Below are 24,085 nucleotides of genomic sequence, written 5' to 3'. Positions count from 1 at the left end.
AGAAATGCAAGTGTCGATATCCTGGTATCGTCTGACCTAGGAACCATTGACCCAATCAGGCATCCTCGATGCTGTTGACCGACATGTCCCAAGTTGAAGCATAAGGCAGCTGCTTGATTTGTTTCTTTCAAACTGACAAACGTCTCTAGGTTTCATAGTGGGGCGTTTGTCTCTTTTCTCCCATTGACTCTATTAGAGGTTGTTCAAAAAGCCCGCTTTTGATTACGAAGGATGCCTGTCGGCATCTCAGCATCGAATATGGGATTCAGCCGAAATAAGTGGAGGCTTACGAAGTTTGTTTCCTTCGGAAACAATGTAGTTGCTCACGTAGTTTTGCCTACGCTCCGCTACTCCATTTCTAGCTTCATCCCATCTTCTTGGTACTGAAAACCGCCCTTTTTGAGCACGCACTATTACATACACTCTCCATATCTAGCCTCAACTGTATCTTAGACTAAGTAAATCAACTTTACCTAGCCACACTACAATCGTTATTTTAACCCACCCTACGATCGTATCTCAGCAATATCACAACTCAAACACCGAACCAATCACCGAATCAATCAACATAAGACTTATGATCATCTGCGTATCAAACACCCATTCTAAATATACTTAAAATTCCTTTAAAGTTTCCAATTGACATAAATACTATATTTACCATAAAATAGAATCAGGTGATATTGATAATCATTATCAAAATGAACCAACTAAAAATCGGATGAAGCAGAGGCTAGAGTGCGTCTTCATTGGATCGGGGAGGATTTCCAGTGTTTCCGAAAGGGATTCAGAATCTGCAAAACCGACTCATTCTAAGCAAAGCCCTGGAGATGGGAATCGCCTGCAAGCCACTCCTTGCAGGCTGTGAGGATTTTCTGGAACTCTCGTCCCAGGATAGAAGAATCATCATCAACAAGACGAGGTCTCATCATCTACCGCTAATTGCCGGACTACTGGCGAAGAACAAGCAGGTGTGTAACATGCTGTTAGAGCAGCAAGGAATGCCTGTACCTTCCTTTGTTGTCCTGAGTGGAATGGGAGATGAGGCTGTTCATTTTCTAGAAGTAAATCAGTCGATTGTCGTCAAACCTCTTGATGCAAGTGGCAGTGCTGGCGTAACACTTGATGTACGAACTGTTCATGAGATGGAGGCCGCGATTGAACGAGCGTTAGCCCATAGTGCAAGCATTATGCTCCAGCGCTTTGTGCGAGGGATAGATTATAGGATTCTAGTCATTAATGGGGCTATTGCCGCTGTTAATAAATATCGTCCTGTCTTCGTGGAGGGCGACGGCATCTCAACGATTAAGGAGTTAATCCAAAGGTTGAATCAGGAAAGACTTCAATTGACCCATATCGGAGAATATGAAGCATTCCCGGAGCTTGAAGAGGATTCCGCACAACTGCATCAAGCCTTGCGTGCACAGGGAGTTACTTCTAAGGATGTGCCTTCCTTAGGCAGACAAATTGAGCTTTACCTTCTACAGAATTCAGCCGCTGGGAACATCAGCGAGTTCTATATGGATTGTACGGAAGATATGCATGAGGCTAACGCTCTCATGGCGATCCGAGCTGCGAACGCACTACAAATTGATGTAGCCGGGATCGATATCCGCTGCTCGGATCTGCGGGTTCCGATTACGAAAGAGAACGGAGGCATTTTGGAGGTAAACGCACTTCCGGATATGACACATCACGTTTTTCCTCATGGAGGCACTACGCGTGATGTTGTGCGCATGTACTTAGAGTATCTTGTTCAGCATGAACTGTAGTTCATCTCAAATTGATCATAAGGAGCGTAATATGCAATGTCAGTAGAAGTTCAGTCCGACTATCTGAAGCTTCAAAATGAAAAGGAATCGAATGCGCGCTCGTACCCTAGACACTTTCCACTTGTGATCAGTAAGGCTAAAGGGATTACGGTTACCGATACTGAAGGTCGTGACTACTATGATTGTCTTGCAGGAGCAGGAACGCTTGCCCTAGGACATAACCATGAGACCGTTACGGATGCGATTCGTGGTGTGCTTGATCAACAGATTCCGTTACATACCTTGGATTTAGCAACACCATTGAAGCTTGCATTTATGCAAGAACTACTCTCCATTCTTCCGAATGAATTAAAGGATACGGCCAAAATTCAGTTCTGTGGGCCAACTGGAGCTGATGCGGTAGAAGCGGCAATTAAACTAGTCAAAAACGCGACAGGTGGCAAGTCGATCCTTGCCTTCCAAGGAAGCTACCATGGTTCAACCCAGGCGACTATGGCGATGAGTGGCAATCTAAGCAAAAAGCAACATCTACAGAGCCTTTTACCCGATGTGCATTTCCTGCCGTTTCCCTACGAATATCGCTGCCCATTTGGGATGGGGGAAGGTATGACAGCCAAGCTTAGTGCCCAATACATTGAGAATCTGCTGGATGATTGCGAGAGCGGTATTGCGTTGCCGTGTGGCATTATTCTGGAAACTGTGCAGGGTGAAGGCGGAGTAATTCCTGCGGATATCGAATGGCTGCGGCAATTGCACCGTATTACGTCTGAGCGGGGCATTCCACTGATTATTGATGAAGTTCAGACAGGCATTGGCCGCACGGGACGGATGTTTTCATTTGAACATGCTGGGATTGTACCCGATGTGATTATCTGCTCCAAAGCGGTAGGTGGCAGCTTACCCATGGCCGTTGTGATCTATAAAGAAGAACTGGATCAATGGCAACCCGGCGCGCATACGGGAACCTTCCGAGGTAACCAGCTAGGGATGGCCGCAGGGCTTGCTACCCTTCGCCACATGCAAGAGCAGAACATTCTTCTGAACGTGCAAATTCGCAGCGAGCAGTTCATGCATCGATTGGAGCAATTGAAAGGGCAGTATGCAGAGATTGGAGATGTTCGGGGCAGAGGACTGATGATTGGGGTAGAGATCGTTGATCCTGCTGGCCCGAAGGATCGCTTAGGACATTATCTACAGAATGGAGCGTTAGCTGCGTCCATCCAGCATGAATGCTTCAACAATGGCTTAATCGTGGAAGTCGGTGGTCGTCATTCGGCTGTGATCCGGTTCCTGCCACCACTCAATATTACAGAGCAGGAGACGGCAGCCGTATTGAGGATTTTTGAGAAATCCGTGCAGGCAGCTATTGCTTTAACGACAGCTACAGCATGAAGTTATCGCTACTCAAGGGTCATGCCGTTCTGTGGGCTATTCTTACGGGAGCCTTTGCTCTGGTACTGACAAATAGTGCATTTAATCTACTGTTACCCTACTTTGTCCAACACTATGATATTTCGACGACAGCAGGGGGATGGATCATTGTATTGTACATGCTTGCGATGACGCTGACGATGCCGATGGCCTCTCTGATCGTGGATCGTTTGGGTAGAAAGCAGACCTATATGTTAGGCATATGTTTATATGGCATATTCTCCATCATTGGTGCACTGTTCCATGCCTATTTCGAGGTGTTGTTGATCGTACGATTTATGCATGGCGTGGCGGCAGGTCTCATGATTCCGTTATCCCTTGTCTTGTTATTTGACTATTACGGTACCGAGGTGCGAGGCAGGATCACAGGAGCGTGGGGAATGCTCCTAATGCTTGCTCCGACGGCTGGGCCGACCTTAGGTGGATTCATCATTGAGTATGGAAGACTGGAATATCTATTCTGGTTGAACGTTCCGTTCGCTGTATTCTCCTTAATCTTATGCGGCAGATACATCCAGATGTATCTGCCAGCCCGCCGCAAGCGGTGGCATCTATCCAGCATGATCTTGTTGATCGGAGGGATAGGCGCTCTTAGTCTGGGACTTCAACTATATGCTAGTCCTATTGTGAGTAGCGGAGTACCTTGGAGCCTTATGGCCGTAGGGATTGCACTGCTCATCCGTTTTATTCAAACGGAGAATCGACGGAAGGAACCATTAATTCGCTATCAGCTTTTACGCCGGAATAAGGTGTTTCCGTTAACTGTACTCATCTCCACCATTCAGGATTGCGTGATGTTTGGGGTGATATTTGCTTTACCGCTGTTATTCCAAGATGTCTTTCACATGTCACCAGCTTTATCCGGTGCGCTGTTCATTCCGCTATCGATCTGCACAAGTCTGTTCATGTGGATTGGCGGCAGTCTGATGGATCGTGGTCGGTCGTTGCAATTTATCGCATGGGGCACCGCGCTTGTGGCGTTCTCGATTGTATCGTTTGCCTTCCTGCCGCTGAATACCCCGCTTATTATTCTGGTCTTGCTTATGGCCTGCCGAGGAATTGGAGTTGGACTGTCAGGCATGAGCATCTCGGCTCTAGGATTACAGGCGTTATCGGAAGAGGATATGCATGAGGGATCGGCATTGTCCACGACGATTGAACGTTTAGCTTCATCGTTTGCGATCATGGGATTGACGTTGTTCTACGATATGCGATGGCAATGGCTTGCTCAGACAGGGGCATCGGTAGAGATGGCCAAGTGGGGTGCGCTACGAGAAATATGTATCGTGCTGGGAAGTGCGATCCTGCTAACTCTGCCCCTTGTTTTACTTATAACACGAAAGAAGGTTGGCCTCATTGTTCGAGATGGAAAACAAGCTCCAGTCTGAGGCGAAGCAGCAGGCGAATATGCACTCGTGCAAGCTGCTTCTCAACACGTACATTCGTGAGCTTGCATACAAGAAGCAAGATGATATACAGATCAATGCGATGACCAAGACGTTCCGAGTGTCGTTTCCGGTGAGTGATGTCATCGTTACTGGACGTTTATCGTATTACTCCGCCATGGGTGAGCACGAGTACGATACCATACAAAATCTCACTGGACAGATGGTGTATGTGCAGGATCTGGTTCGCTGGATTACCCGTGAACTGAGTGCTGAGGGAAGTGAAGGGGTAATCTCGCAGGAACAGGAAGTGGAAGAAGGAGTTCATGACGATCTCGTCCGTGATTTTGCCGAAAAGGTAGACAATAGCCTCGCGAACTTGACGCTGTTCATTGAAAAGGCTGGCGCCTTCGAAATGCATGATTACTGTACATCGGAACAGTCTCTATTATATGGACATCCGTTCCACCCGTTTCCCAAAAACTCACGTGGGTTCACTGAACAGGATGTGCTCAGGTATAGCCCGGAGCTACGTAATGCCTTTCCGCTTTGTTACATTGCCGTGAGGAAGGATGTGTATCGAGAAGAATGGGTGGACGACCATCATCAGATTGAATGGCATGAGAGTGTTCAACAACAGTTGGCACAAGTCGTGGAAAATTCATCTGAGCAATATGGCGTACTGCCCGTTCACCCTTGGCAATATAAGCACATCTTGGGTATATCCGAGGTGCAATCTTACATCCGGGAACGAAAAATCGTACTGCTTGGCAGCTTCGGTCCACTTGCCTATCCAACATCCTCAGTACGCACCGTATATGTGCCTGATATGAACTGTAATATCAAGCTGTCGTTGCATATGCAGATTACGAACATGATTCGTACGAATAGTGCGGAGCAGATGCGGAGAACGCTGGATGCTTCACGTTATTTGGTACAACATGATTGTTTTGAGCAGGACGAGCATACACACATTGCATATGAAACGGGAGTAACAACGTGTCACTTCAGAGATGAAGGGTTGACCAGTTTGTTTACCGTAGCTTATCGCCCGATTGAATTCGACCCTTCGTGTACGTTCGTTGTTTCTAGCCTAGTAGAAGCTCCTCTGCCGGGAATGCCATCGCGGTTGATGCGTATGCTCGGCGGTGGACGGGCAGAGGCGGAGCAATGGTTATCCCGTTATTTACAATTATCTCTGTTGCCATTGGTGCGTGCAGGTGGGGAGCGAGGCATTCATTTTGAAGCTCATTTACAAAATACACTGGTGACCCTGCAAGAGGATTGGCCTGTTGCCTTTATCGTGCGTGATCTCGAAGGGGTTAGCGTGGATATCGAGCATGTGAATTCGGCTGAACGTGATCGTTCTGAGTTGCTCTTTTATCCACGGGAGAAGGCTTGGGCAAGGACATCTTACTATTTTATGATCAATCATCTGGGTTCACTTATACATGCACTTGCTAGGGATGTGGGTGTACAGGAAGAGCATTTCTGGGAGATGGTGCGTGAAGTGCTTGAAGAAGAATTAAAGCGTACAGGGAATGCCTATGTTCAGCATTTGCTCAAGGCAGATGCATTTATGGCGAAGCAGAATCTGGTGAGCTGTCTTCGAGGAATCAGTCAAACACCGGATTATGTGGCCGTTCAGAATGTAATGAACCGAATAGGAGTGAAGTAAGTGGGAGCCGTTCAAGTCGAGACTGAAATCAAGGACAAAACGGAAGTACACAAGGATGTGCAGGAACGCATTATGCGTCAGGCACTGGAGGCTTTATGGTTCGAGGACATTATTGATTGTAGGAAGCAAGGCAGAGAATGGGGAACTACCGGAATCGATGGGCAAGGTAAACCTGTTCAATACATCTGTGAAGCACAGCAGAAGTACTCGTTCGGTAGAGTGAAGATAGTTAAAGGGTCGATCCAAAGAGAAGGCGTGCCTATGACTGATCTGAATCGATTTCTGGAAGAAATGGTGCTGAACAAACTTGCAGGAGCTCATGTCGATTCCTTCATTCAAGAGTTGCTGGAGACATTGGCGAAAGATAGTCAGTGCCGAGCTGTATTGGCAGAGTCGATTCCGATCGCGGATCATCATTATGATGCACTCGAAAGCCATATGACGGACGGTCATCTCTACCATCCGAGTTATAAGTCGAGGTTAGGATTCACGCTAAAAGACAACCAGGCCTATGGCCCCGAATTCAACATGGATGTGCCGCTCTATTGGCTTGCGGTGAAGCAGACGTTGGTGCAGACGGCTCTCTCCAAAGGTTGTACATCAGATGATCTTGTGGGACAACATTTGACGGAAGCGGATAGACGTCGGTTCTACCGAATTTTGCAGGGCGAATCTGCTCTAGAGTTTGGCGATATGGATGTTACTGAGGGTGGTATCGTTGACAGTACCAGCATAAGTGGCAATACCAATAGTAGTAGTGGCGACAGTGATAATATCAGTAGCAGTAGCAGTAGCAGTAGCAGTAGCAGTAGTGGCGGTGACAGTGGCGATGGTAATGGCAGTAACAGTAACAGTGACGGAGTTGGCGTTACCCACGTTGATGCTCATGGTAACCCTTATGTATTCATCCCGGTTCATCCTTGGCAATGGGAGCACCAATTACAGTCGGTATTCGCTGTTCAATTATTGGAAAAGGATATCATTTTCCTCGGGGCATCTTCATCTTCATATCGCGCCCAGCAGTCGATCCGTTCTCTCTCCAATCGGGTTAATTCTAGTGCTCCTTATATCAAACTAGCACTTAGTATTACGAATACATCAAGTACACGTATTTTGGCTCAGCATACCACCCAGAATGCACCGCTGATCAGCGATTGGTTGGAACAACTTATTCAGGAGGATGAGCTGTTGCAGCAGGAGCAGTTTGCCATACTGAAAGAGGTCATGGGATTGTCCTTCAGATATGAGCAACTATCTGTGATCCAATATCGCCGTGCGTACGGAACATTCGGTGCAATCTGGCGCGAGAATGTATCCACCCATCTGCAACCGGGGGAGACGGCTTGGCCACTAAATGCATTGATGCTGGTGCAACCAAACGGTGTTCCTTTCATTCAGGCTGCAATCGAACGTCATGGTATTGCAAAGTGGAGCGAAGCGCTTGTTCGCACGATTACACTGCCGATCATTCATTTGTTATATGCCCATGGCATTGCTCTTGAGTCACATGCCCAGAATATTATTTTGGTGCTGGAGAATGACCTGCCGAAACGAATTATCGTCAAGGATCTGCATGATGGGGTTCGTTATGTACCAGATAAATTGCTCCACCCAGAGCGTGCACCAGAGCTGCATCCTGTACCGGAGACTCACCGTAAGTTCAATCGGTATTCCTTTATCTATGCCGAGGATGTATCCGAGGTTCGGGATTATACCTATGATGCATTTTTCTTCATCTGTATGACCGATATTGCTCTGGCGCTGGAGCACTTTGGATTATCCGAGGAAACATTCTGGCAACTGAGTGCGAGTATCATTGTGGACTATCAGCAACAGTATCCGGAATATAGCGAACGCTTTGCGTGGTTTGACCTATTTGGCGAGGATGCGTTAATCGAAGAGATGACAAAGCGGCGCCTCTACGGTGATGGGGAACTGTATTTCCGCAAAGTCAGCAATCCATTGAAGCTGGCGAAAGATACATTGGCATGAGAACAAATACGTTGAAGGAAAAAATATCGCGAAGGCGCCCTGTATTTGGCTTGTTTGTATCGATTCCACATCCGGTAATCATTGAGATGATCGGACATGCAGAATATGATTTTGTCATCATTGATCTAGAGCACGCAACCACGAATATGGAATCGTTGGAAGAGATGATTCGGGCTGCTGATCTATGTGGCATGACACCGCTCGTACGTATCTCGAAGGTAGAGCGGGCAGAGATTTTGAAAGTGCTGGACTGCGGGGCACAAGGCATTGTGATCCCTCACGTGGAAGGACGGGAGCAGGTGGAAGAAGCGGTTCGTCACACCTACTATCATCCACTGGGAATGCGCAGTCTGAATAGTGGACGTGCTGGTGTGTTCGGTAAATATCCACTTACTGAGTACATTGGACAGGCGAATGAGCAGATCATGGTGATTCCGATGATTGAGAGTGTGCAGGGCATCCAGCAGAGCGATAACATTTTGTCTCACCCACAGGTCAGTTTTGTGCTAGAGGGAGCCGCAGATCTATCGCAATCTCTCGGTGTACCTTGGCAGACGGATCATGCAGATGTTCGCTCTGCACTGACGACCTTACATGATCAAGCGCAGCAGTACAATGTCCCGTATGCAACCGTGACGAGAGGTATCAAGGATATGACGCTGTGGACAGAGCGAGGGGTACATATTTTTGTGTTAGGGGATGACCGGAATACAGCTTTTCGTGCATATGTGCGGAAACGGAATGACTATGGGAGTGTAGGTGGCCAGGTATGATATCCAAGGTAGAAACGGTGATCCGCCAGATCCAAGAGGGCAGTAAAGAGCCTGTATGTGCTTATCTCTACGACCTCGCAGGAATCCAAGAACAGGTACGCCAGATGTTACAGCAAATGCCGCAACATACCTCTTTGTTCTACGCGATCAAAGCGAACCCTGATCCACGAATCATTGAAGCGCTTCTGCCATGGGTTAAGGGATTTGAGGTTGCATCGATTGGCGAATTGCTCAAGGTAAGACGTATTAGTACCCAGGTTCCCATTCTCTTTGGCGGGCCAGGCAAAAAAGAAGCCGAGTTGGAACAAGCGCTGGAACATCAGGTCACCTTGTTGCATGTGGAAAGTTTACTAGAGCTGCGAAGACTGATAGCCATCGCGAAGCGAAAAAAAAAGATCGCGAGTATTCTGCTGCGAATCAATCTGAGAAGTAGCACACTGCCACGAACCAAGATTGTGATGGGCGGTGGGCCAAGCCCGTTTGGATTAGATGAGGAGTGGATTGAGCAAGCGATACAGATTATACGTGAGGAAGGTGCGGGAGCAGTACACCTGCGCGGTTTTCACTTTCACTCGTTATCCAACAATACCGATGCGCGATTACATGCTGAGATGATTGATCTGTATTTAAACAAAGTCAAGGCATGGCAGGACGCTTACGGTATACAGGTTGAGGTCGTTAATGCAGGTGGTGGATTCGGTGTGACGTATGACGGTAACCCCGGGTTTGACTGGCCGTTATTCACGTCTCTGTTGAAACAGAGTGAGGCGAGAAAACGACTTGACGGCGTCCAGTTGTATTTCGAGCCAGGGCGAATTCTCGTAGCAGATCATGGTTATTATGCAACAGAGGTTACGGACATCAAAGTTTCCCATGGCGAACAGTTTGCCGTGATCAGAGGAGGGACGCATCATAATCGGCTGCCTGCCTCATGGGGACATAATCATCCTTTTCAAGTTATGGCTACAGAGCGCTGGGCGCATTCATACGCAAGACCAGAAGTGAAGCATAGTGAGGTGCATATTGTAGGCGAGCTGTGCACACCGAAAGATCGGATGCATTCGAATGCAGAGGTTAAGCTGCTCCGCGTCGGGGATATCGTTGTTTTTGAGAAATCTGGAGCATACTGCTGGACGATCTCGCACCATGATTTTCTGGGGCATCCGCACCCGGCATTCCATTATTTGACGGAGGGAAACAACCATGTCAACAGTGATGAAGCTTTCCAGTCTGCAAGCCGCTGAGCACCAAATCATGGAGGATCTGATCAATGCATTTCTGGCAGAGGGACTACTGCCGCTTCCCGGAAATGCCTTGATTGAATTGTCTGCTGCCCCGGAGAAAATCCGCCGAATGATGGAACCGTATCAGTACGGGCAGCGGGCAGGTTGGCAGAAGGATCAAACGGTGGGTAGACAAGAACGCACATTGGGATTAGGAAACCAGCGTACGTTTGCAGAAGAAGGTGCATTGGAAGGACAGCAGACGTTGGAAGAAGAACAGACGTTTAGCGATGAACAGTCACTTCGAGAAGAGGGAAATAGGTCGTCTCATGCTGCATTACAGAGGGAGGATGCTAGAAGTATAAAAGCTGGTCAAGCTCCTAAGTTTCTAGTTCATCTGGAAGGAATCGTGTTTATGGTTCAGTCCAGTATTAGGCAGGGCAAACAGTGGGTGCAGGGCTCCCCGGTATATACCCAAAATACTGAAGGTGAATGGATTATGCTCTCTACACCGGTAGCCGTTGGACATGCTGTGCTGCGGCTCGCGCTTTCTTACGAAGCTTATGCGCATCCGGGCGTAGCCGAATTTGTGGATAGCATTGAGGCGGCGACCGAGCAGTTGGCCTTGGGGCTAGAACAAGTGGATCAGTTGCATAACGTGAAGCCATCCAATGCCTACGAGTGGTTCATTAAGGGAGAACGAATTGCCGCATTACGAGATCGGCCTTTTCATCCAACATCCAAAGCAAAGATTGGTTTCACGGAAAAGGATGTGCGTCGTTATGCAGCAGAATTCGGAGAGAAGATACCTCTGCGCTGGGTTGCAGTGCGTAAGGATGTCGTGCAACAAAGTTGTGAAGATAACAACGGTCTTTCTACACTGGATATATTGGACGAGCATCAGCGAAAAATTGTGGAGGAAGCATTCCAGCGTAATGGAATTGATCTGAAAACTTATATGCCTATGCCGGTTCATCCGTGGCAATTGGAGAATATCATTCTCCCGCGTTATGCAGCGGAGTTCAAGGATCGTACGATCCTTGTGCTTGATGTAGAAGCGGGTGAGGTTCAGGCGACATCTTCTCTTCGCTCGATGTCTTCTGTGACAGCGTCAACTTATATGTTGAAGCTTCCTGTCAGCGTGTTGTCTCTTGGCGCGGCACGTTATCTTCCAGTAGTTAAGCTATTGAATGGTTTGGCTGGAGAACGGATGTTACGGCAGGCGGTCGCTTGTGATGATTCCCTTGCCGGGAAAGTGTTCTTATGCGAAGAACAGAATTGGTGGGGCTACATGCCCGAAACGATGGGCTTATTCGATGATCATCCTCGCCATCTTGCGGCTCAGATACGGATCTATCCGCCAGAGCTTCTGCAAGAAGGGGTGAAAGTCATCCCGATGGCTGCCCTCGGGGTACCACTGGATGGTCGACACCTGCTGTCCGAACTATTAGGTGAAGAGTTATCGAAAGAAGATGTGATCGTATTTTACACCAAGCTGGCTGGGTTATTTTATGATGTGGTCATGCGGCTCTTCAAGGTAGGTGTTGTCCCTGAGATTCATGGACAGAACTGCTGTGTGGTCTTACGCAATCAGCAGGTGAAGGGACTGTTGTTCCGCGACCACGATTCTGTGCGATTGCATCAGCCTTACCTGGACAAGCATGGGATTGCTGATCCGGCGTATTGGATTAGACCGGGATACTCTAATAGTCTGTATAATGAGACGATTGAGAAACTCATATTTTACGTGCAATCTTTAGGGACACAGGTCAATCTGGCTGCCATTATTGAGGCACTCGTTGCAGTCTATGATCTGCCTGAAGCGAAGTTATGGGACATTACGGAGCAGATGTGGAAGGAAGCGTTGCACCGTGTGCAGCTTCCGGAGGCTGACCGGGCTGAGCTATTCCGCCTGATATTCCAAAGGCGGGAATGGCCCGCGAAGTTAGTTGTCCGTCCGCTGTTAGAAGCGGATGGGGTGCCTGGGGCAATGCCATCGGGCAAAGGCGCGGGGCATAATCCTTTTTACATTGGATGAAATAAGAGGATTGGGGTGATCTGGCAATGCCGGGTTGCCTTTTTTGCGGTTATGCAGGTGTTGTATAAATTGTTGGTTTTATATTCAATCCTATGCAGTCACTAGATGGATCAGATGGTATAATCGGGTAGAGTAGAGGGGGTTATATGACGATGATCGAAAAGGTTATCGGTGTAGCTTCATTCTTTTTATGTAAACGCAATCATATTGGGACAGGATGTGAGAGAGCGATGAATTCGAGAAAACTCTTTAATGATGGATGGGCATTCGCCAAAAGTGGACTAGATGGTACGGAGCCTGGGGGATTAACGTTCGAACCTGTGGAGCTTCCGCATGATTGGTTAATTTATAACACATTGGATCTGTATGAGGATAGTATTGGCTGGTATCGCAAGTCGTTCCAGGTTACGAAGGATGATAAGCACAGACTGTTGTGTTTTGACGGGGTGTATATGGATTCATCCGTGTATGTGAATGGGCAGTTGGTAGGGGAATGGAAGTATGGGTATTCTGCGTTTGAACACGAGATCACAGCGGCCTTGGTCGAGGGAGATAATGAAATCATCGTCAAGGTGGTGCATCAGAGCCCTAACAGCAGGTGGTACTCGGGCGCGGGAATCTATCGTAATGTATGGCTGAAAACGAGGGATCACAATCATATTGTCACCAATGGTACGTATGTATCCATGCAGAAGCAGTCCGATGGCTGGCAGGTTGAGGTGGATACAGATGTCGTTATTGATCGGGACGCACAGCTTGTGCACACTTTGCTCTATGAGGGTCAGGTTGTAGCATCGACTACAGAGGCATTGACGCCGAATGCTCAGCAAGCTGAGGATGATTATGTAGCTAATGCTGGTTATAATAGTAAATCTAGCAATGCTAGTACTATTACGAATCGCCAGCAATTTATAGTAGAGAACCCGAATCTGTGGGGCACGGAGGAACCGCATCTCTATCAATTGGTGACCGATTTACAGGTGGCGTCAGTGGATCACGACCAGACTTACGCTGCGGCTCAAGCTCAAGCTGAGGCTGAGGCGGGGACTGAGAATCCAACTGAAAACCAGAATGCTCAGAAGCTGGTACAGCATCAGGGTAGCCTAGGTTATGAAACGATAGAGAGTTTCACTCAAAACGTTGGTTTCCGAGAAGTTAGGTTTGATCCGCAGGATGGCTTCTTGCTGAATGGGGTCAAAATGAAAATGAACGGTGTCTGCGAACACCATGATCTGGGCGCTTTGGGTGCAGCATTCAATCTTGTCGCTCTGCGTAGAAGGTTTGAGCTGTTGCAGGACATGGGCGTTAATGCTATTCGAACCGCTCATAATATGCCTGCCAAAGAGTTCATGGAGCTTGCCGATGAGATGGGCATGCTGGTTGTTTCAGAAGCTTTTGACATGTGGGAGCGTGCCAAGACACCTTACGATTATGCGAGATTCTTCCCGGAGTGGGCGCATACGGATGTGAAGAGCTGGGTTATGCGTGACCGTAACCATCCAAGCTTGATGATGTGGAGTATTGGTAATGAGATCTATGATACGCATGCAGATGAGCGGGGACAGGAAGTCACCCGGATGCTGATGGATTATGTGCTGGAATTCGATCCGAAGCACAATGCGCGTGTTACGATTGGTTCGAACTACATGCCTTGGGAAAATGCGCAGAAATGTGCGGATATCGTGAAGCTTGCAGGATATAATTACGCGGAAAAATATTATGATAAGCACCATGAGGAACATCCGGACTGGATTATCTATGGCAGTGAGACGGCATCTGTGGTGCAGAGCCGGGGAATCTATCATTTCCCATTCGAGCAATCCATTCTGGCTGATGATGATGAGCAGTGCTCCGCGCTGGGAAACAGTACGACAAGCTGGGGAGCGAAGTCGGCAGAAGCGTGTATTTTGGCAGAACGGGATACCCCTTATTCGCTTGGACAGTTCCTATGGACAGGATTCGATTATATCGGTGAGCCAACACCGTATCATACGAAGAACTCGTATTTTGGACAGATTGATACGGCCACTTTCCCGAAAGACTCCTATTATATCTACCAATCCGCTTGGACGGATTACAAAAAGGCTCCAATGGTGCACCTCTTCCCTTACTGGGATTTCAGCCCTGGTCAGGTCATTGATGTACGCGTGTGCAGTAACGCGCCAAAGATTGAACTGCAGCTGAATGGTGATACGATCGGCACGTATAACATTGACCATGCCCATGGAAAACAGCTTGTTGGCTGGTGGAAAGTACCTTATGTCGCTGGAGAACTGAAGGCGATTGCGTACGATGAAGTGGGCAATGTGATTGCAACCGATGTTCAGCGATCTTACAAAGATGCACAGGCTGTTCGTCTTCATGCAGACCGTGAGCAATTAACTGCGAATGGTAAGGATCTTATTTTTGTCGAGATCAACGTGGAAGATGAAGATGGCAACCCGGTGCAAAATGCCAACAATCGTGTGCAGGTGCGCGTGACGGGTGCGGGGCGTCTGTTAGGGCTGGATAACGGAGATAGTACGGATTATGATCCGTATAAGGGAACCAGCCGTAGGTTGTTCAGTGGCAAGCTAATGGCAATTATCGGCGCAACCTATGAAGCTGGAACTGTGAAGATCGAGGTGTCGTCCGAAGGGCTAGTAGAGGCATCTGCGAAGTTCCAAGCTGTTCATGTGAATGCAGGTACCAGTGCTTCAGAGAATAGTGCTTCGGAAAGCAATGTTCAAGATACGAAGGTACGGGCTGTATTCGAGCGCAATGAGGAACGGGCTGTTCATACCGGAAATGCAGACGAGATTCCTTTGCGCAAAATCGAGATCATTAGCCCGGCAGGACAGGTGTTAGACCCTTCGACGCCAGCAATGGTGGTGCAAGCGAAGTTGTACCCGGAGAATACATCGTACCGCGATATCGAATGGTCTGTGGTGAATGATGCGGGCATTGAATCGAACATTTCCAAAGTAGAGCCGCTCGATTCGGACTCGGTAGAGAATTCGGCTGAAGTAGGCCAAGTGAAGGTCATTGCGCTGGGAGATGGTGCATTCCGCCTTCGCGCCACGAGTAAGAACGGCACGGACAAAATCAAACTGATATCTCAACTTGAATTCACTGCCACCGGGCTAGGAACGGCATATCACGATCCATACGCTTTTATCTCCGGTGGGCTCTATGATTATTCGAAGGGCGACGTGGGCAATGGGAACGAACGTGGTGTAGCGACGAGTCGAGATGGGGAAACGCATGTGGGCTTCCGCAATATCGACTTCGGTGCATATGGCTCGGATACCATTACGATTCCGATCTTTGCTCTATCTAACGAGGAATACCCGTTGCAGATTTGGGAAGGTATGCCTGGTGAAGAGGGAAGCACATTGATTGCCGATGTGGTATATCAGAAGGAATCCAGATGGAATGTGTACCAGGAAGACACATATACGTTATCCAAACGGCTGCGTGGAATTACATCCATTTGTTTTGTACTGAAGCAGAAGATTCACATCAAGGGCTTTACCTTTGAACGCCAAAGCCGAGCCTTTGAGCAGAATGCGGCTGCATCGTGTGACCATCTGTATGGAGATACGTTTACCATTCAGGGTGAATCGGTTGAGGGGATCGGAAACAATGTCTCGCTGGAATTCGATCATATGGACTTTACGGCTGCAGGTACATCCAAACTTGTAATCTGCGGTCATTCGCCTATCGACAAAAACACGATTCATATTCGTTTCTCAGGAGCAGATGGACAGAGCAATCAGCTTGTCGAGTTCACACAGTCAGAGGGATATGAGGAACGGGTATTTGAACTTGAACTGGTGACAGGTGTGCAAAAGGTGACCTTTATCTTCCTGCCAGGCAGTCAGTTTGACTTTGGCTGGTTCCGTTTTGAGTGATGAAGAAGACTTTAATTGCACTGTTGCTTGTAATCTTTATCGCGGGTTGCGGGAAAAACAACGTGGAACGGGCTACCGAGCATCTGCTACGTACACAACAAAGCGAGAATGAAATATCTGTCGTTATGTTTGGAGAACGTGACTGGGAAGAAGAGTACGTTAGAGAACTGCAGGCAGGTCTGGATGAACTGAATAACAACATTAGACAAGATAACCCGGTAACAAATGTGACATTGGTTAACGTTAATGATGACCGAAATTACAATTACGAGAAGATTTTCAATCTTAAGAGTTACCCTCAGATTTTAGTTTTTCAGTACAACAAAGTCATCATGGAATCGAGCGAACCGCAAGAGATTATTGATTTCCTAGAAAAAAAGGATGATTAACGTCTTTCCAAAGTAGAGTAACAGAGTAATCCCCTTCAACTAAATGGCTCCTTTAAGTACAGGGCGCTCGCTTGAAGGGGATTCTTTGTGTTTTTTTGAACTCATGATAAAGTAAGGAAAACGTAGCTTATGATGATGAAGAGGGGTAGTCCTGATGACCGACAGCAGACTTAATCCGAAGGTTGATGAGTATTTAAGCAAAGCCAAGACGTGGAAGGAAGAAACGGTGAGACTCCGGGAGATTATTTTGGACTGTGGGTTGACCGAGGATTACAAGTGGATGCATCCATGCTACACGGTTCAGAACAAAAACGTGGTGTTGATCCATGGCTTCAAAGAATACTGTGCGCTTTTGTTTCATAAGGGAGCATTGTTGAAGGATACGGAAGGCATCCTGATTCAACAGACGAATAATGTACAGGCAGCACGCCAGATTCGATTTACGAATGTTGAGCAAATAGATGAGATGGAACACCTGATAAAAGCATATATTCAAGAGGCCGTTGAGATTGAAAATTCCGGACAGAAGGTGGAAATGAAGCAAACGACAGAGTATGCCATTCCAGAGGAACTCTCACAAAAGTTCGATGAAATGCCTGAACTGAAAACGGCATTTGAAGCTTTGACCCCTGGGAGACAAAGAGCATACATCTATTATTTCTCGGACGCTAAGCAATCGAAGACGAGAGCCTCAAGGGTTGAAAAGTATGTGAAGCCAATCCTTGATGGTAAAGGATTAAATGATTAGAATATGATCAACAGTTGACCCAGTATCGATCATGATGCTGGGTTAATCTGTTGAAAGAGCTGTTTTCTGAAAAATCAAATATGTTAAAGTAATAGGAATACATTGGTGTTACATGTTTGAAAGGAGATAAGCCGAGGTGAAAATAATATATTGCAGTTCTCCGCTGGATGAGCGGAAAGTGGATGAGAGTTATGAGGAAGAGTATACATATGCGAAGCAGCTAGGTCTGGATGTGGGTTTAATTCACCTGGAGTCACTGCTCGTGGATGGCAAACCGAAGCAGGCAATTAAGAATCTAGCTGCAGCGATAGAGCCAACCCTGATTGTATACCGTGGATGGATGATGAAGCCAAGTGAATATGAGACGCTGTACAATGCGCTTACCTCAATCAATCTGTATCTCATTAATACACCTGACCAATATCAGCATGGCCATTATCTACCCGATTCTTACGATCTGATTAAGCCATACACCCCACGTTCCGTTTGGATTCATCAGTCTGAGATGCACAAGTCGGCAGATTGGCTAAGAGACACAGTCCAGACGTTTGGCAAAGCGCCTATTATGGTCAAGGATTATGTGAAATCGAGAAAGCATGAATGGCATGAAGCATGTTATATCCCAGATGCATCCGATCAGGCACACGTGCAAAAAGTGGTTCAGACCTTCCTTGAACTACAAGGCTCTGATTTAAATGAAGGGCTGGTATTCAGAGAATACGCCCAGCTGGCATTCCTATCGAATCATCCGCAGAGTGGCATGCCTTTGTCCCAAGAGATGCGAGTCTTTGTCCTAGATGGCAAGCCGCTGTACGTGTCGAACTATTGGGATGAAGGAGAGGATCAGGACTTTGTCGCTCAATTAGAGTCCTTCATGGGCATAGCCAGCACGATTCAAAGTCGTTTCTTTACAATGGATTTTGCCAAACTTACGGACGGTTCATGGATCATTCTTGAGCTTGGAGATGGGCAAGTGGCTGGGTTACCAGATTATGCAGATGCCCAGCAATTTTATAAGAATTTGAAGTCGGCAATGATTGAGTTTTAGAGAGTCGCATTCACCAGAGTATTCATTGGTATGGAGGCTAGGAGGAGGGATATGCGGTGGAAAGAATATTTGAAGAAGGTTGGATTCAACGTATTGGAACTCAGCTCGTATGGGTGATTCTAGCGGTGTTGGTATTGCAAATACTGCTCTCCATTCGAAATCGAATGTCCAAGGGCAGTTATACCGATGAAGAGATTGAACAGGCTGATCCACTTTTTCTTGCTTATGTGTTCAATAAAGGTAAAATGCGCCTACGGGACACCCTTGCTTCATTATTTGCTCTTACCCGTTCAGGGATATTATCTCTCCGCGTTATACCAACCAAAGGACGATATCAAGATGATCAATATGCGCCTAATGTGACGTTGGAATTTCAGAAGACGAAGCAGATCGGTCAGATCATGCCAGACGAAGGTGAATTAATCCAATGGTTTATTGGAGAACATGGTTTTGGAGCACAGAAGTTCCGTCTAGATACGTTAGCTGGTCCCAGCTCAGAGGAAAGTAAAAGTGCCGAAAATTTGTATTATTACCGTGAAAGAGAGAAGTTGGACAACAAAAGGCTGCGGCGATGGGTGGCACAGATTCGTGAATCAAGAGGATGGGAAGGCATCGTTCGAACGCCAGTATTACTCCGATTAATGGTAGGAATTCTTTACCCGGTTCTCTTTATACTCGTTGTAGCTTTAGGTCAGATAGATGGATTAGGTATAGCTGATATTATTGGATTAAGCCTAGCATTGCTGTTATGGCTGTTGAGTTGGAGGCGTGTGTATGTAAGTTGGGTGTTCCAGCTTGCGGTATTTAGTTTATTCATGACGACTGTATTGATGGAGGGCGTTCAATTTGCATTTCGATCCGATGTGCTGACCGCAATCATAATCATGTTATTCGTTCGCTTGTTCCTCCCAGGACGAGAGATTGCACCTATGGACCGTGAATGGTCAAGATCACTGCATCGCTGGCGTAGGAAGTATAAAAAAGGAATACCTACGGAACGGCTCGGAGAAGCAGCGGAGTCGCTGGAACGAGTGTTGCAGACCGCTCTTGTACTACGAATTGGCTCACGTTGTAGCCGAAAAACGGATTGGACTCATCTCCAGAATCAATTCGAACCGGAGATTAGACAGATGCTACAGAAGGAGCGGAAGAAATCATCCAGGGCGGCGGTATCTAAGAGCATATCGGCAACGCCTTTGCTCCTGCTGGTTCTATCTCTCCGGGGCGAATATCGTCCATTGTTTGCTGCCGAATATCCATACGAACGTCTGAACTACAAGGTTGGCTTATTCGAACATGGTACCCAAAAAAGGAATAGAAAAGCTAACTATCACAAAACGAGTGGTGCAAGCAGCAGTGGTACCTATACATCTTCATATGATAACGATAGCTCGTATAGCTCAGGGAGTGACAGCGGAGGTAGTGATTCGGGTGGAGGCAGCGATTAATCTCCGCGCTTCGCCTCGTTATGAACTTGATGTGGTGAACAGGTACAGAACAACAGGTAGGATCAGGATGATGAGACCTAAAATTAAGGCGATCAAAATACTTTTTTTGTTTAGCATAGTAGATCCTCCTATAAAGTGATTTATTCCATAATAGTGTAATTGTAACATATATTATAATGTGGAAATGGATATTTCATCTGTTGAAGGGGGAAGATGGGGGATGAGCTTCTGAATCACTTCCACGAAGCAGAAGGAATTTTTTAATATGTTGAGAATGAACAAGACAAAGAGAAAGAATGGATGTGCCCCAGTTAACAAGTTGATAAGTCGGGAGTTTCATTGCTTTCCAAGAGAGGATATGTAATATGAAAAAATGGTTCGTACTCGTTGTAGCGCTAATGCTTCTAATTTCCGGTTGTGGTCAGAATGATAAAGAGAAGGCCATCGATTATTTGGTGAACGGTCAAACGAATGATGTCTCGGTGATCGTGTTCTCCAACCAAGATTCTGATCGCGAATTTGTCGAGGGTTTGCTGAAGAAAATACAAGATATTAATACAAGCGTAAGGGCAGACAAACCGATTCAGCATATTAACTTCTATGATGTTAGTGTGGAGCAGAAGTTTGATTATGAGAAGTTATTTGATCTAAGCACCTATCCAGTCATACTTGTATTTGAGAAGCATGAAATCGTGTTGAAAGCAACGACCCCTGATGAAATTGTTCAGTATTTTGAGGGGAAATAAGAAGTTACCACGAGTCACTAATCGTTCAGTAAGTATTCGTTCTGAAGAGACAGTAAAGCCAATAAGCCGTATAACCACTCGCTAGAGGATAGCTGGTGTGTTAACGGCTCTTTTTTTGCTATTATGCCTTACCTTCCTCATGCAACTGGCGCAAAAATTTCTTGATGTTCTCGGGAGCGCGGATAATCCCGTAGATTTTCACTTTACCAAATGCAGCTTGGGCTAATTCTAGCGATACATCCTTCGAAACAATCAATCCACCAATGACTTTGATACTGAGCTTAGCTCCATTCCGCAAAACTTCTTCCAATCGTTCGCGATCAAAATCCATAATTCCCATCACGTAATAATACTCTTCTCTGAACTGCTTCAGATCTGCTGCATGACTATCCAATTGGTTACGAATTGCTATGCGAATCAGATCGGTACGGTTCGTATAATACCCTTGGTCTACCAGAAGGTCGATCTGCCCCAAATCAACAGGCCCGAGGTTAATGCTGACTTTCTCTAAGTCTGCCATTCTATCATCTCCATTAAGAGAATATTCAATTCTCCAATATTTAGCGGCGCTCTTCGTTATGTGTGCATGTACATCTTATGTGTATTAAATAAGTCGTCGTCCTCTTCATATTCATTCAATTCAGCCATGTTGTCAAGGAAAGGTGAAATAATGCATATTGAAATATTTGGAATTGTGTAATAATATATACTCCATATAGATTCCCCTTGGATTCCAAATGGAATCTATATGGATTCTCGACTGGTTATAATCCAAAATGAGAAAGGTGGATCATATGAAACCAAAACACACGATTTGGCGTTTAATGAGTTATTCTCTACAGTACAAGAGTAGTTACGTTATCCTATTTTTCACGATGATTCTGGGTATAGGGCTGGATCTGGGGATGGCTTGGTATCTGAACCAAGTAACGAATGCCGCCGTCGCGGAAGGTCAGGTTTTATGGAAGTCTCTAGCCTTAACCGGGGTCATTATTCTTCTGCTCAATGTGATTAACAGCTATGTCGATACATACTTCAAGACCAGAGTATCCTCCAAGATCCGTAACCGTATTCGTCTGGATACATTGAAAAAATTACTTCGTTTGCCTGAGTCACACTATAACGAGAATCATTCAGGTGAGCTGCTGAGCCGTATGACCAGTGATAACCAAGCGATTGGCCGTGCATGCACAGATACGATTATTGATCTCGTTCGCAGTCCGTTACTTGCCATCTTAGCCTTTGTCTATCTGTTAACGATCCAGTGGCAACTAGCCCTAATCTGTGTAATCATCGGTCCCATGACCGTACTAATCGGTGCATTATATGGGAAATCCCTCAGGAGAAATTCACAGGAACTCCAGACCGGTGTCGGGAAAATGACATCTCTTCTGCAGGAGATTTTTGGCTCAAGTATTGTATTCAAAACCTTCGGCTTAGAGAAAAAATTGTTCGGCAGATTCCATACGAGCAGTGAGGACATCAGTCGCTTGGAGGTTGAAGGCGGGCGTATTCATGCTTCGCTGTCCGCTACAGCAATCGCGGTAGGACATTTTTCTTTTATTATTACATTCGTTATGGGCGCTCTCTTTGTCTCGAATGGCTCAATGACGATTGGCGGATTAATCGCATTTATCCAGCTCCTGAATCACTTGACTTGGCCGTTCACAGGCATGGCTTCACTCTGGGGAGATTTACAACAAGCCCTTGGGGCGGCAGATCGTATTTTCAAATTAATGGATCAGAAGCATGAGTATACAGAGTTGCCTGAGCAGACCATTAATCAGCAACCTGCATATTTAGAGGTAGATCATCTCACATTTGCCTATAATCCGAAACATCCCGTATTACATCAAATTTCGTTCGCTGTGCAGCCAGGGCAAGTAACTGCAATTGTAGGATCTAGCGGCGGAGGAAAGTCGACGATCTTTAAGTTGTTGTTAGGGCTATTCCAGCAGAATGAAGGACAGATTCGAATCAATCATACGGATACGCAGTCAATGAAACTGGAGGAATTGCGAAGTTACTTTGCTCTTGTTCCTCAGGATAACATCCTATACAGTGGCACGGTCCGCGAGAATATTGCGAATGGCAATCTGGATGCCACGGAGGACGAGATCAGGTCAGCGGCACAGGATGCCAATGCGCTTGATTTTATCTTGGAACTACCAGATGGATTCGAGACAGACATCGGTGAGGGGGGAACCTTTTTATCAGGGGGACAGAAGCAGAGAATTGCCATCGCCAGAGCACTACTCCGTAACGCTCCAATTCTTCTATTAGATGAAGCAACGGCTGCTCTAGATCGGAAGTCGGAAAGCTTAGTGCAGGAGGCATTGGAGAGATTAATGGTAGGGCGAACGACAATCATCATTGCTCATCGGTTATCGACAATCCAGAATGCAGATGAAATTATTGTATTAGATCAGGGGAAAATTGTGGATCGTGGCAGTCATGAGCAGCTTCTGGCGGCTGGAGGGTTGTACCAGCAGTTAGTTCACAAAGGCAATCAGACAGATGTCATCGTGAATCCTGACGTAAGTGGAGTAAGTAACGCATAAAATGCATAGTGACCGACACGGAAGGAAATGGTAGGATGATGCTATATGAACTTCGGATATCAGGGAGGCAATCTAGCAGATGAGTGAGCTGAAACTACACGATGATACATTGAGAGACATTATAACGAAGGCGAAGGACTTTTTCAAAGCAGAGATTGTGCCTAGTCATCAAAAGAATACGGAGAAACTTCGGAGATTAAAAGAATTCAATCTGAATCCTTTTCTGGATAAGTATAAAGCAAGCTTTCTAACAGGGAAGGATGATCCGGAGAGTATCGCACGAGCCTTAGTGTATCCTCGTGTGTTGGGGACATCCATTAATACTATTTTTGGAGATCGGCTTCAGAAGTTCTGTAGTGAAGTGCTGGAAGGATTCGCATCGACTACATCGGGCATCGATATTGAATTCATAGATAAAGTGGATGGACGGAAGAAATACTGTCAGATCAAAGCCGGACCCAATACGATCAATAAAGATGATATTGAGACGATCAAAGGTCATTTCAAAGCTGTTAAAAACCTAGCTAGAACCAATAAATTGAATGTGGGTACGGAGGATTTAATCGTTGGTGTTTTCTATGGTACTCGTGAGGATCTAAGTAATCATTACAAAGTTATTGACGCTGAATATCCGGTCATTATTGGGGAGGAATTCTGGTATCGGCTAACGGGTGAAGTGGATTTCTATCAGAGAATCACCGATGCTATAGGGGATGTGGCTTCTGAAGTCGATAGCTCTGAATTAATAGAAGATGTGATTCGCTCCTTGGCGAAGGAGATTGAAGAGACATTGAAACCGAAGAAAGTATTAACTGAGATTTAAGTAGATTTGAAAAATGAGTGAAGCAGGAAGTCCAGTGCCTTCATGTATACCAAAAGGGGATGTCCCATAAGTCATGAATATGACGAGAGACATCCCCTTTAGCATTATTTTGATGTAATGAACCTGATACACGCTAT

Annotated in this window: 17 protein-coding genes; 16 read left to right on the top strand and 1 reads right to left on the bottom strand. The window is 46.4% G+C overall.

The features are described 5' to 3' along the window. Positions 1-770: 770 nt before the first annotated feature. From ASD24_RS09990 to ASD24_RS09925, 14 genes are all read left to right on the top strand, one after another. Positions 771-1,772 (top strand): ATP-grasp domain-containing protein, encoded by a 1,002-nt coding sequence (locus tag ASD24_RS09990; protein ID WP_056695059.1) that lies wholly within the window; start codon positions 771-773, stop codon positions 1,770-1,772. Between the two features lie 36 nt (positions 1,773-1,808). Continuing rightward, positions 1,809-3,164, top strand: a complete 1,356-nt coding sequence (locus ASD24_RS09985; RefSeq protein WP_056695055.1) for a diaminobutyrate--2-oxoglutarate transaminase — start codon at positions 1,809-1,811, stop codon at positions 3,162-3,164. Continuing rightward, a complete protein-coding gene (locus ASD24_RS09980) occupies positions 3,161-4,591 on the top strand; it encodes an MFS transporter (RefSeq protein ID WP_056695054.1) in 1,431 nt (476 codons plus the stop codon). The genes ASD24_RS09985 and ASD24_RS09980 overlap by 4 nt, the downstream gene beginning before the upstream one ends. After that, on the top strand, positions 4,569-6,266 hold the full coding sequence (locus ASD24_RS09975) for an IucA/IucC family protein (protein ID WP_235540510.1): 1,698 nt from the start codon (positions 4,569-4,571) through the stop codon (positions 6,264-6,266). The genes ASD24_RS09980 and ASD24_RS09975 overlap by 23 nt, the downstream gene beginning before the upstream one ends. Continuing rightward, positions 6,267-8,258, top strand: a complete 1,992-nt coding sequence (locus tag ASD24_RS09970; protein ID WP_056695045.1) for an IucA/IucC family protein — start codon at positions 6,267-6,269, stop codon at positions 8,256-8,258. Further along, positions 8,255-9,031 carry an HpcH/HpaI aldolase family protein gene (locus tag ASD24_RS09965; RefSeq protein WP_056695042.1) on the top strand — a complete coding sequence of 259 codons (777 nt, stop codon included), beginning with the start codon at positions 8,255-8,257 and terminating at the stop codon, positions 9,029-9,031. The genes ASD24_RS09970 and ASD24_RS09965 overlap by 4 nt, the downstream gene beginning before the upstream one ends. Continuing rightward, the gene (locus ASD24_RS09960) at positions 9,028-10,275 is read left to right on the top strand and encodes a type III PLP-dependent enzyme (protein WP_056695040.1); all 1,248 of its coding nucleotides are present in this window, start codon (positions 9,028-9,030) and stop codon (positions 10,273-10,275) included. Before ASD24_RS09965 ends, ASD24_RS09960 begins: the two co-directional genes overlap by 4 nt. Then, entirely contained in the window at positions 10,235-12,292 is a 2,058-nt protein-coding gene (locus ASD24_RS09955) for an IucA/IucC family protein (protein WP_235540503.1), read from the top strand. Before ASD24_RS09960 ends, ASD24_RS09955 begins: the two co-directional genes overlap by 41 nt. Positions 12,293-12,522: 230 nt before the next feature. After that, entirely contained in the window at positions 12,523-16,185 is a 3,663-nt protein-coding gene (locus tag ASD24_RS09950; RefSeq protein WP_056695198.1) for a glycoside hydrolase family 2 TIM barrel-domain containing protein, read from the top strand. After that, positions 16,185-16,574, top strand: a complete 390-nt coding sequence (locus tag ASD24_RS09945; RefSeq protein WP_056695037.1) for a hypothetical protein — start codon at positions 16,185-16,187, stop codon at positions 16,572-16,574. Before ASD24_RS09950 ends, ASD24_RS09945 begins: the two co-directional genes overlap by 1 nt. A 154-nt stretch (positions 16,575-16,728) precedes the next feature. Further along, positions 16,729-17,322, top strand: coding sequence for a YdeI/OmpD-associated family protein (locus ASD24_RS09940; protein ID WP_056695032.1), 594 nt, complete (start codon positions 16,729-16,731; stop codon positions 17,320-17,322). A 136-nt stretch (positions 17,323-17,458) separates the two neighbouring features. After that, the gene (locus ASD24_RS09935; protein WP_056695028.1) at positions 17,459-18,370 is read left to right on the top strand and encodes an ATP-grasp domain-containing protein; all 912 of its coding nucleotides are present in this window, start codon (positions 17,459-17,461) and stop codon (positions 18,368-18,370) included. Positions 18,371-18,426: 56 nt separating this feature from the next. Then, on the top strand, positions 18,427-19,818 hold the full coding sequence (locus ASD24_RS09930; protein WP_056695023.1) for a hypothetical protein: 1,392 nt from the start codon (positions 18,427-18,429) through the stop codon (positions 19,816-19,818). Between the two features lie 365 nt (positions 19,819-20,183). Then, entirely contained in the window at positions 20,184-20,564 is a 381-nt protein-coding gene (locus tag ASD24_RS09925; RefSeq protein ID WP_056695017.1) for a hypothetical protein, read from the top strand. Positions 20,565-20,685: 121 nt separating this feature from the next. Here ASD24_RS09925 and ASD24_RS09920 read toward each other — a convergent pair whose 3' ends face one another. Continuing rightward, positions 20,686-21,084 carry a hypothetical protein gene (locus ASD24_RS09920; protein WP_056695015.1) on the bottom strand — a complete coding sequence of 133 codons (399 nt, stop codon included), beginning with the start codon at positions 21,082-21,084 and terminating at the stop codon, positions 20,686-20,688. Between the two features lie 274 nt (positions 21,085-21,358). Here ASD24_RS09920 and ASD24_RS09915 point away from each other — a divergent pair, with 274 nt between their 5' ends. Both ASD24_RS09915 and ASD24_RS09910 read left to right on the top strand, forming a co-directional pair. Next, positions 21,359-23,125, top strand: a complete 1,767-nt coding sequence (locus tag ASD24_RS09915; protein ID WP_056695013.1) for an ABC transporter ATP-binding protein — start codon at positions 21,359-21,361, stop codon at positions 23,123-23,125. A 79-nt stretch (positions 23,126-23,204) separates the two neighbouring features. Beyond that, a complete protein-coding gene (locus ASD24_RS09910) occupies positions 23,205-23,948 on the top strand; it encodes a PmeII family type II restriction endonuclease (protein WP_056695012.1) in 744 nt (247 codons plus the stop codon). Positions 23,949-24,085: the final 137 nt, after the last annotated feature.

The organism is Paenibacillus sp. Root52 (genome assembly GCF_001426865.1).
Lineage (GTDB): Bacteria > Bacillota > Bacilli > Paenibacillales > Paenibacillaceae > Paenibacillus.
This window is presented reverse-complemented; position numbering and strand designations above follow the sequence as displayed.

Coding starts and splice junctions, on each gene's coding strand:
- ASD24_RS09950 (WP_056695198.1), top strand. CDS start 12,523: ATGAATTCGAGAAAACTCTTTAATGATGGATGGGCATTCGCCAAAAGT.
- ASD24_RS09945 (WP_056695037.1), top strand. CDS start 16,185: ATGAAGAAGACTTTAATTGCACTGTTGCTTGTAATCTTTATCGCGGGT.
- ASD24_RS09955 (WP_235540503.1), top strand. CDS start 10,235: ATGTCAACAGTGATGAAGCTTTCCAGTCTGCAAGCCGCTGAGCACCAA.
- ASD24_RS09985 (WP_056695055.1), top strand. CDS start 1,809: ATGTCAGTAGAAGTTCAGTCCGACTATCTGAAGCTTCAAAATGAAAAG.
- ASD24_RS09980 (WP_056695054.1), top strand. CDS start 3,161: ATGAAGTTATCGCTACTCAAGGGTCATGCCGTTCTGTGGGCTATTCTT.
- ASD24_RS09915 (WP_056695013.1), top strand. CDS start 21,359: ATGAAACCAAAACACACGATTTGGCGTTTAATGAGTTATTCTCTACAG.
- ASD24_RS09960 (WP_056695040.1), top strand. CDS start 9,028: ATGATATCCAAGGTAGAAACGGTGATCCGCCAGATCCAAGAGGGCAGT.
- ASD24_RS09940 (WP_056695032.1), top strand. CDS start 16,729: ATGACCGACAGCAGACTTAATCCGAAGGTTGATGAGTATTTAAGCAAA.
- ASD24_RS09975 (WP_235540510.1), top strand. CDS start 4,569: ATGGAAAACAAGCTCCAGTCTGAGGCGAAGCAGCAGGCGAATATGCAC.
- ASD24_RS09925 (WP_056695017.1), top strand. CDS start 20,184: ATGAAAAAATGGTTCGTACTCGTTGTAGCGCTAATGCTTCTAATTTCC.
- ASD24_RS09965 (WP_056695042.1), top strand. CDS start 8,255: ATGAGAACAAATACGTTGAAGGAAAAAATATCGCGAAGGCGCCCTGTA.
- ASD24_RS09920 (WP_056695015.1), bottom strand. CDS start 21,084: ATGGCAGACTTAGAGAAAGTCAGCATTAACCTCGGGCCTGTTGATTTG.
- ASD24_RS09910 (WP_056695012.1), top strand. CDS start 23,205: ATGAGTGAGCTGAAACTACACGATGATACATTGAGAGACATTATAACG.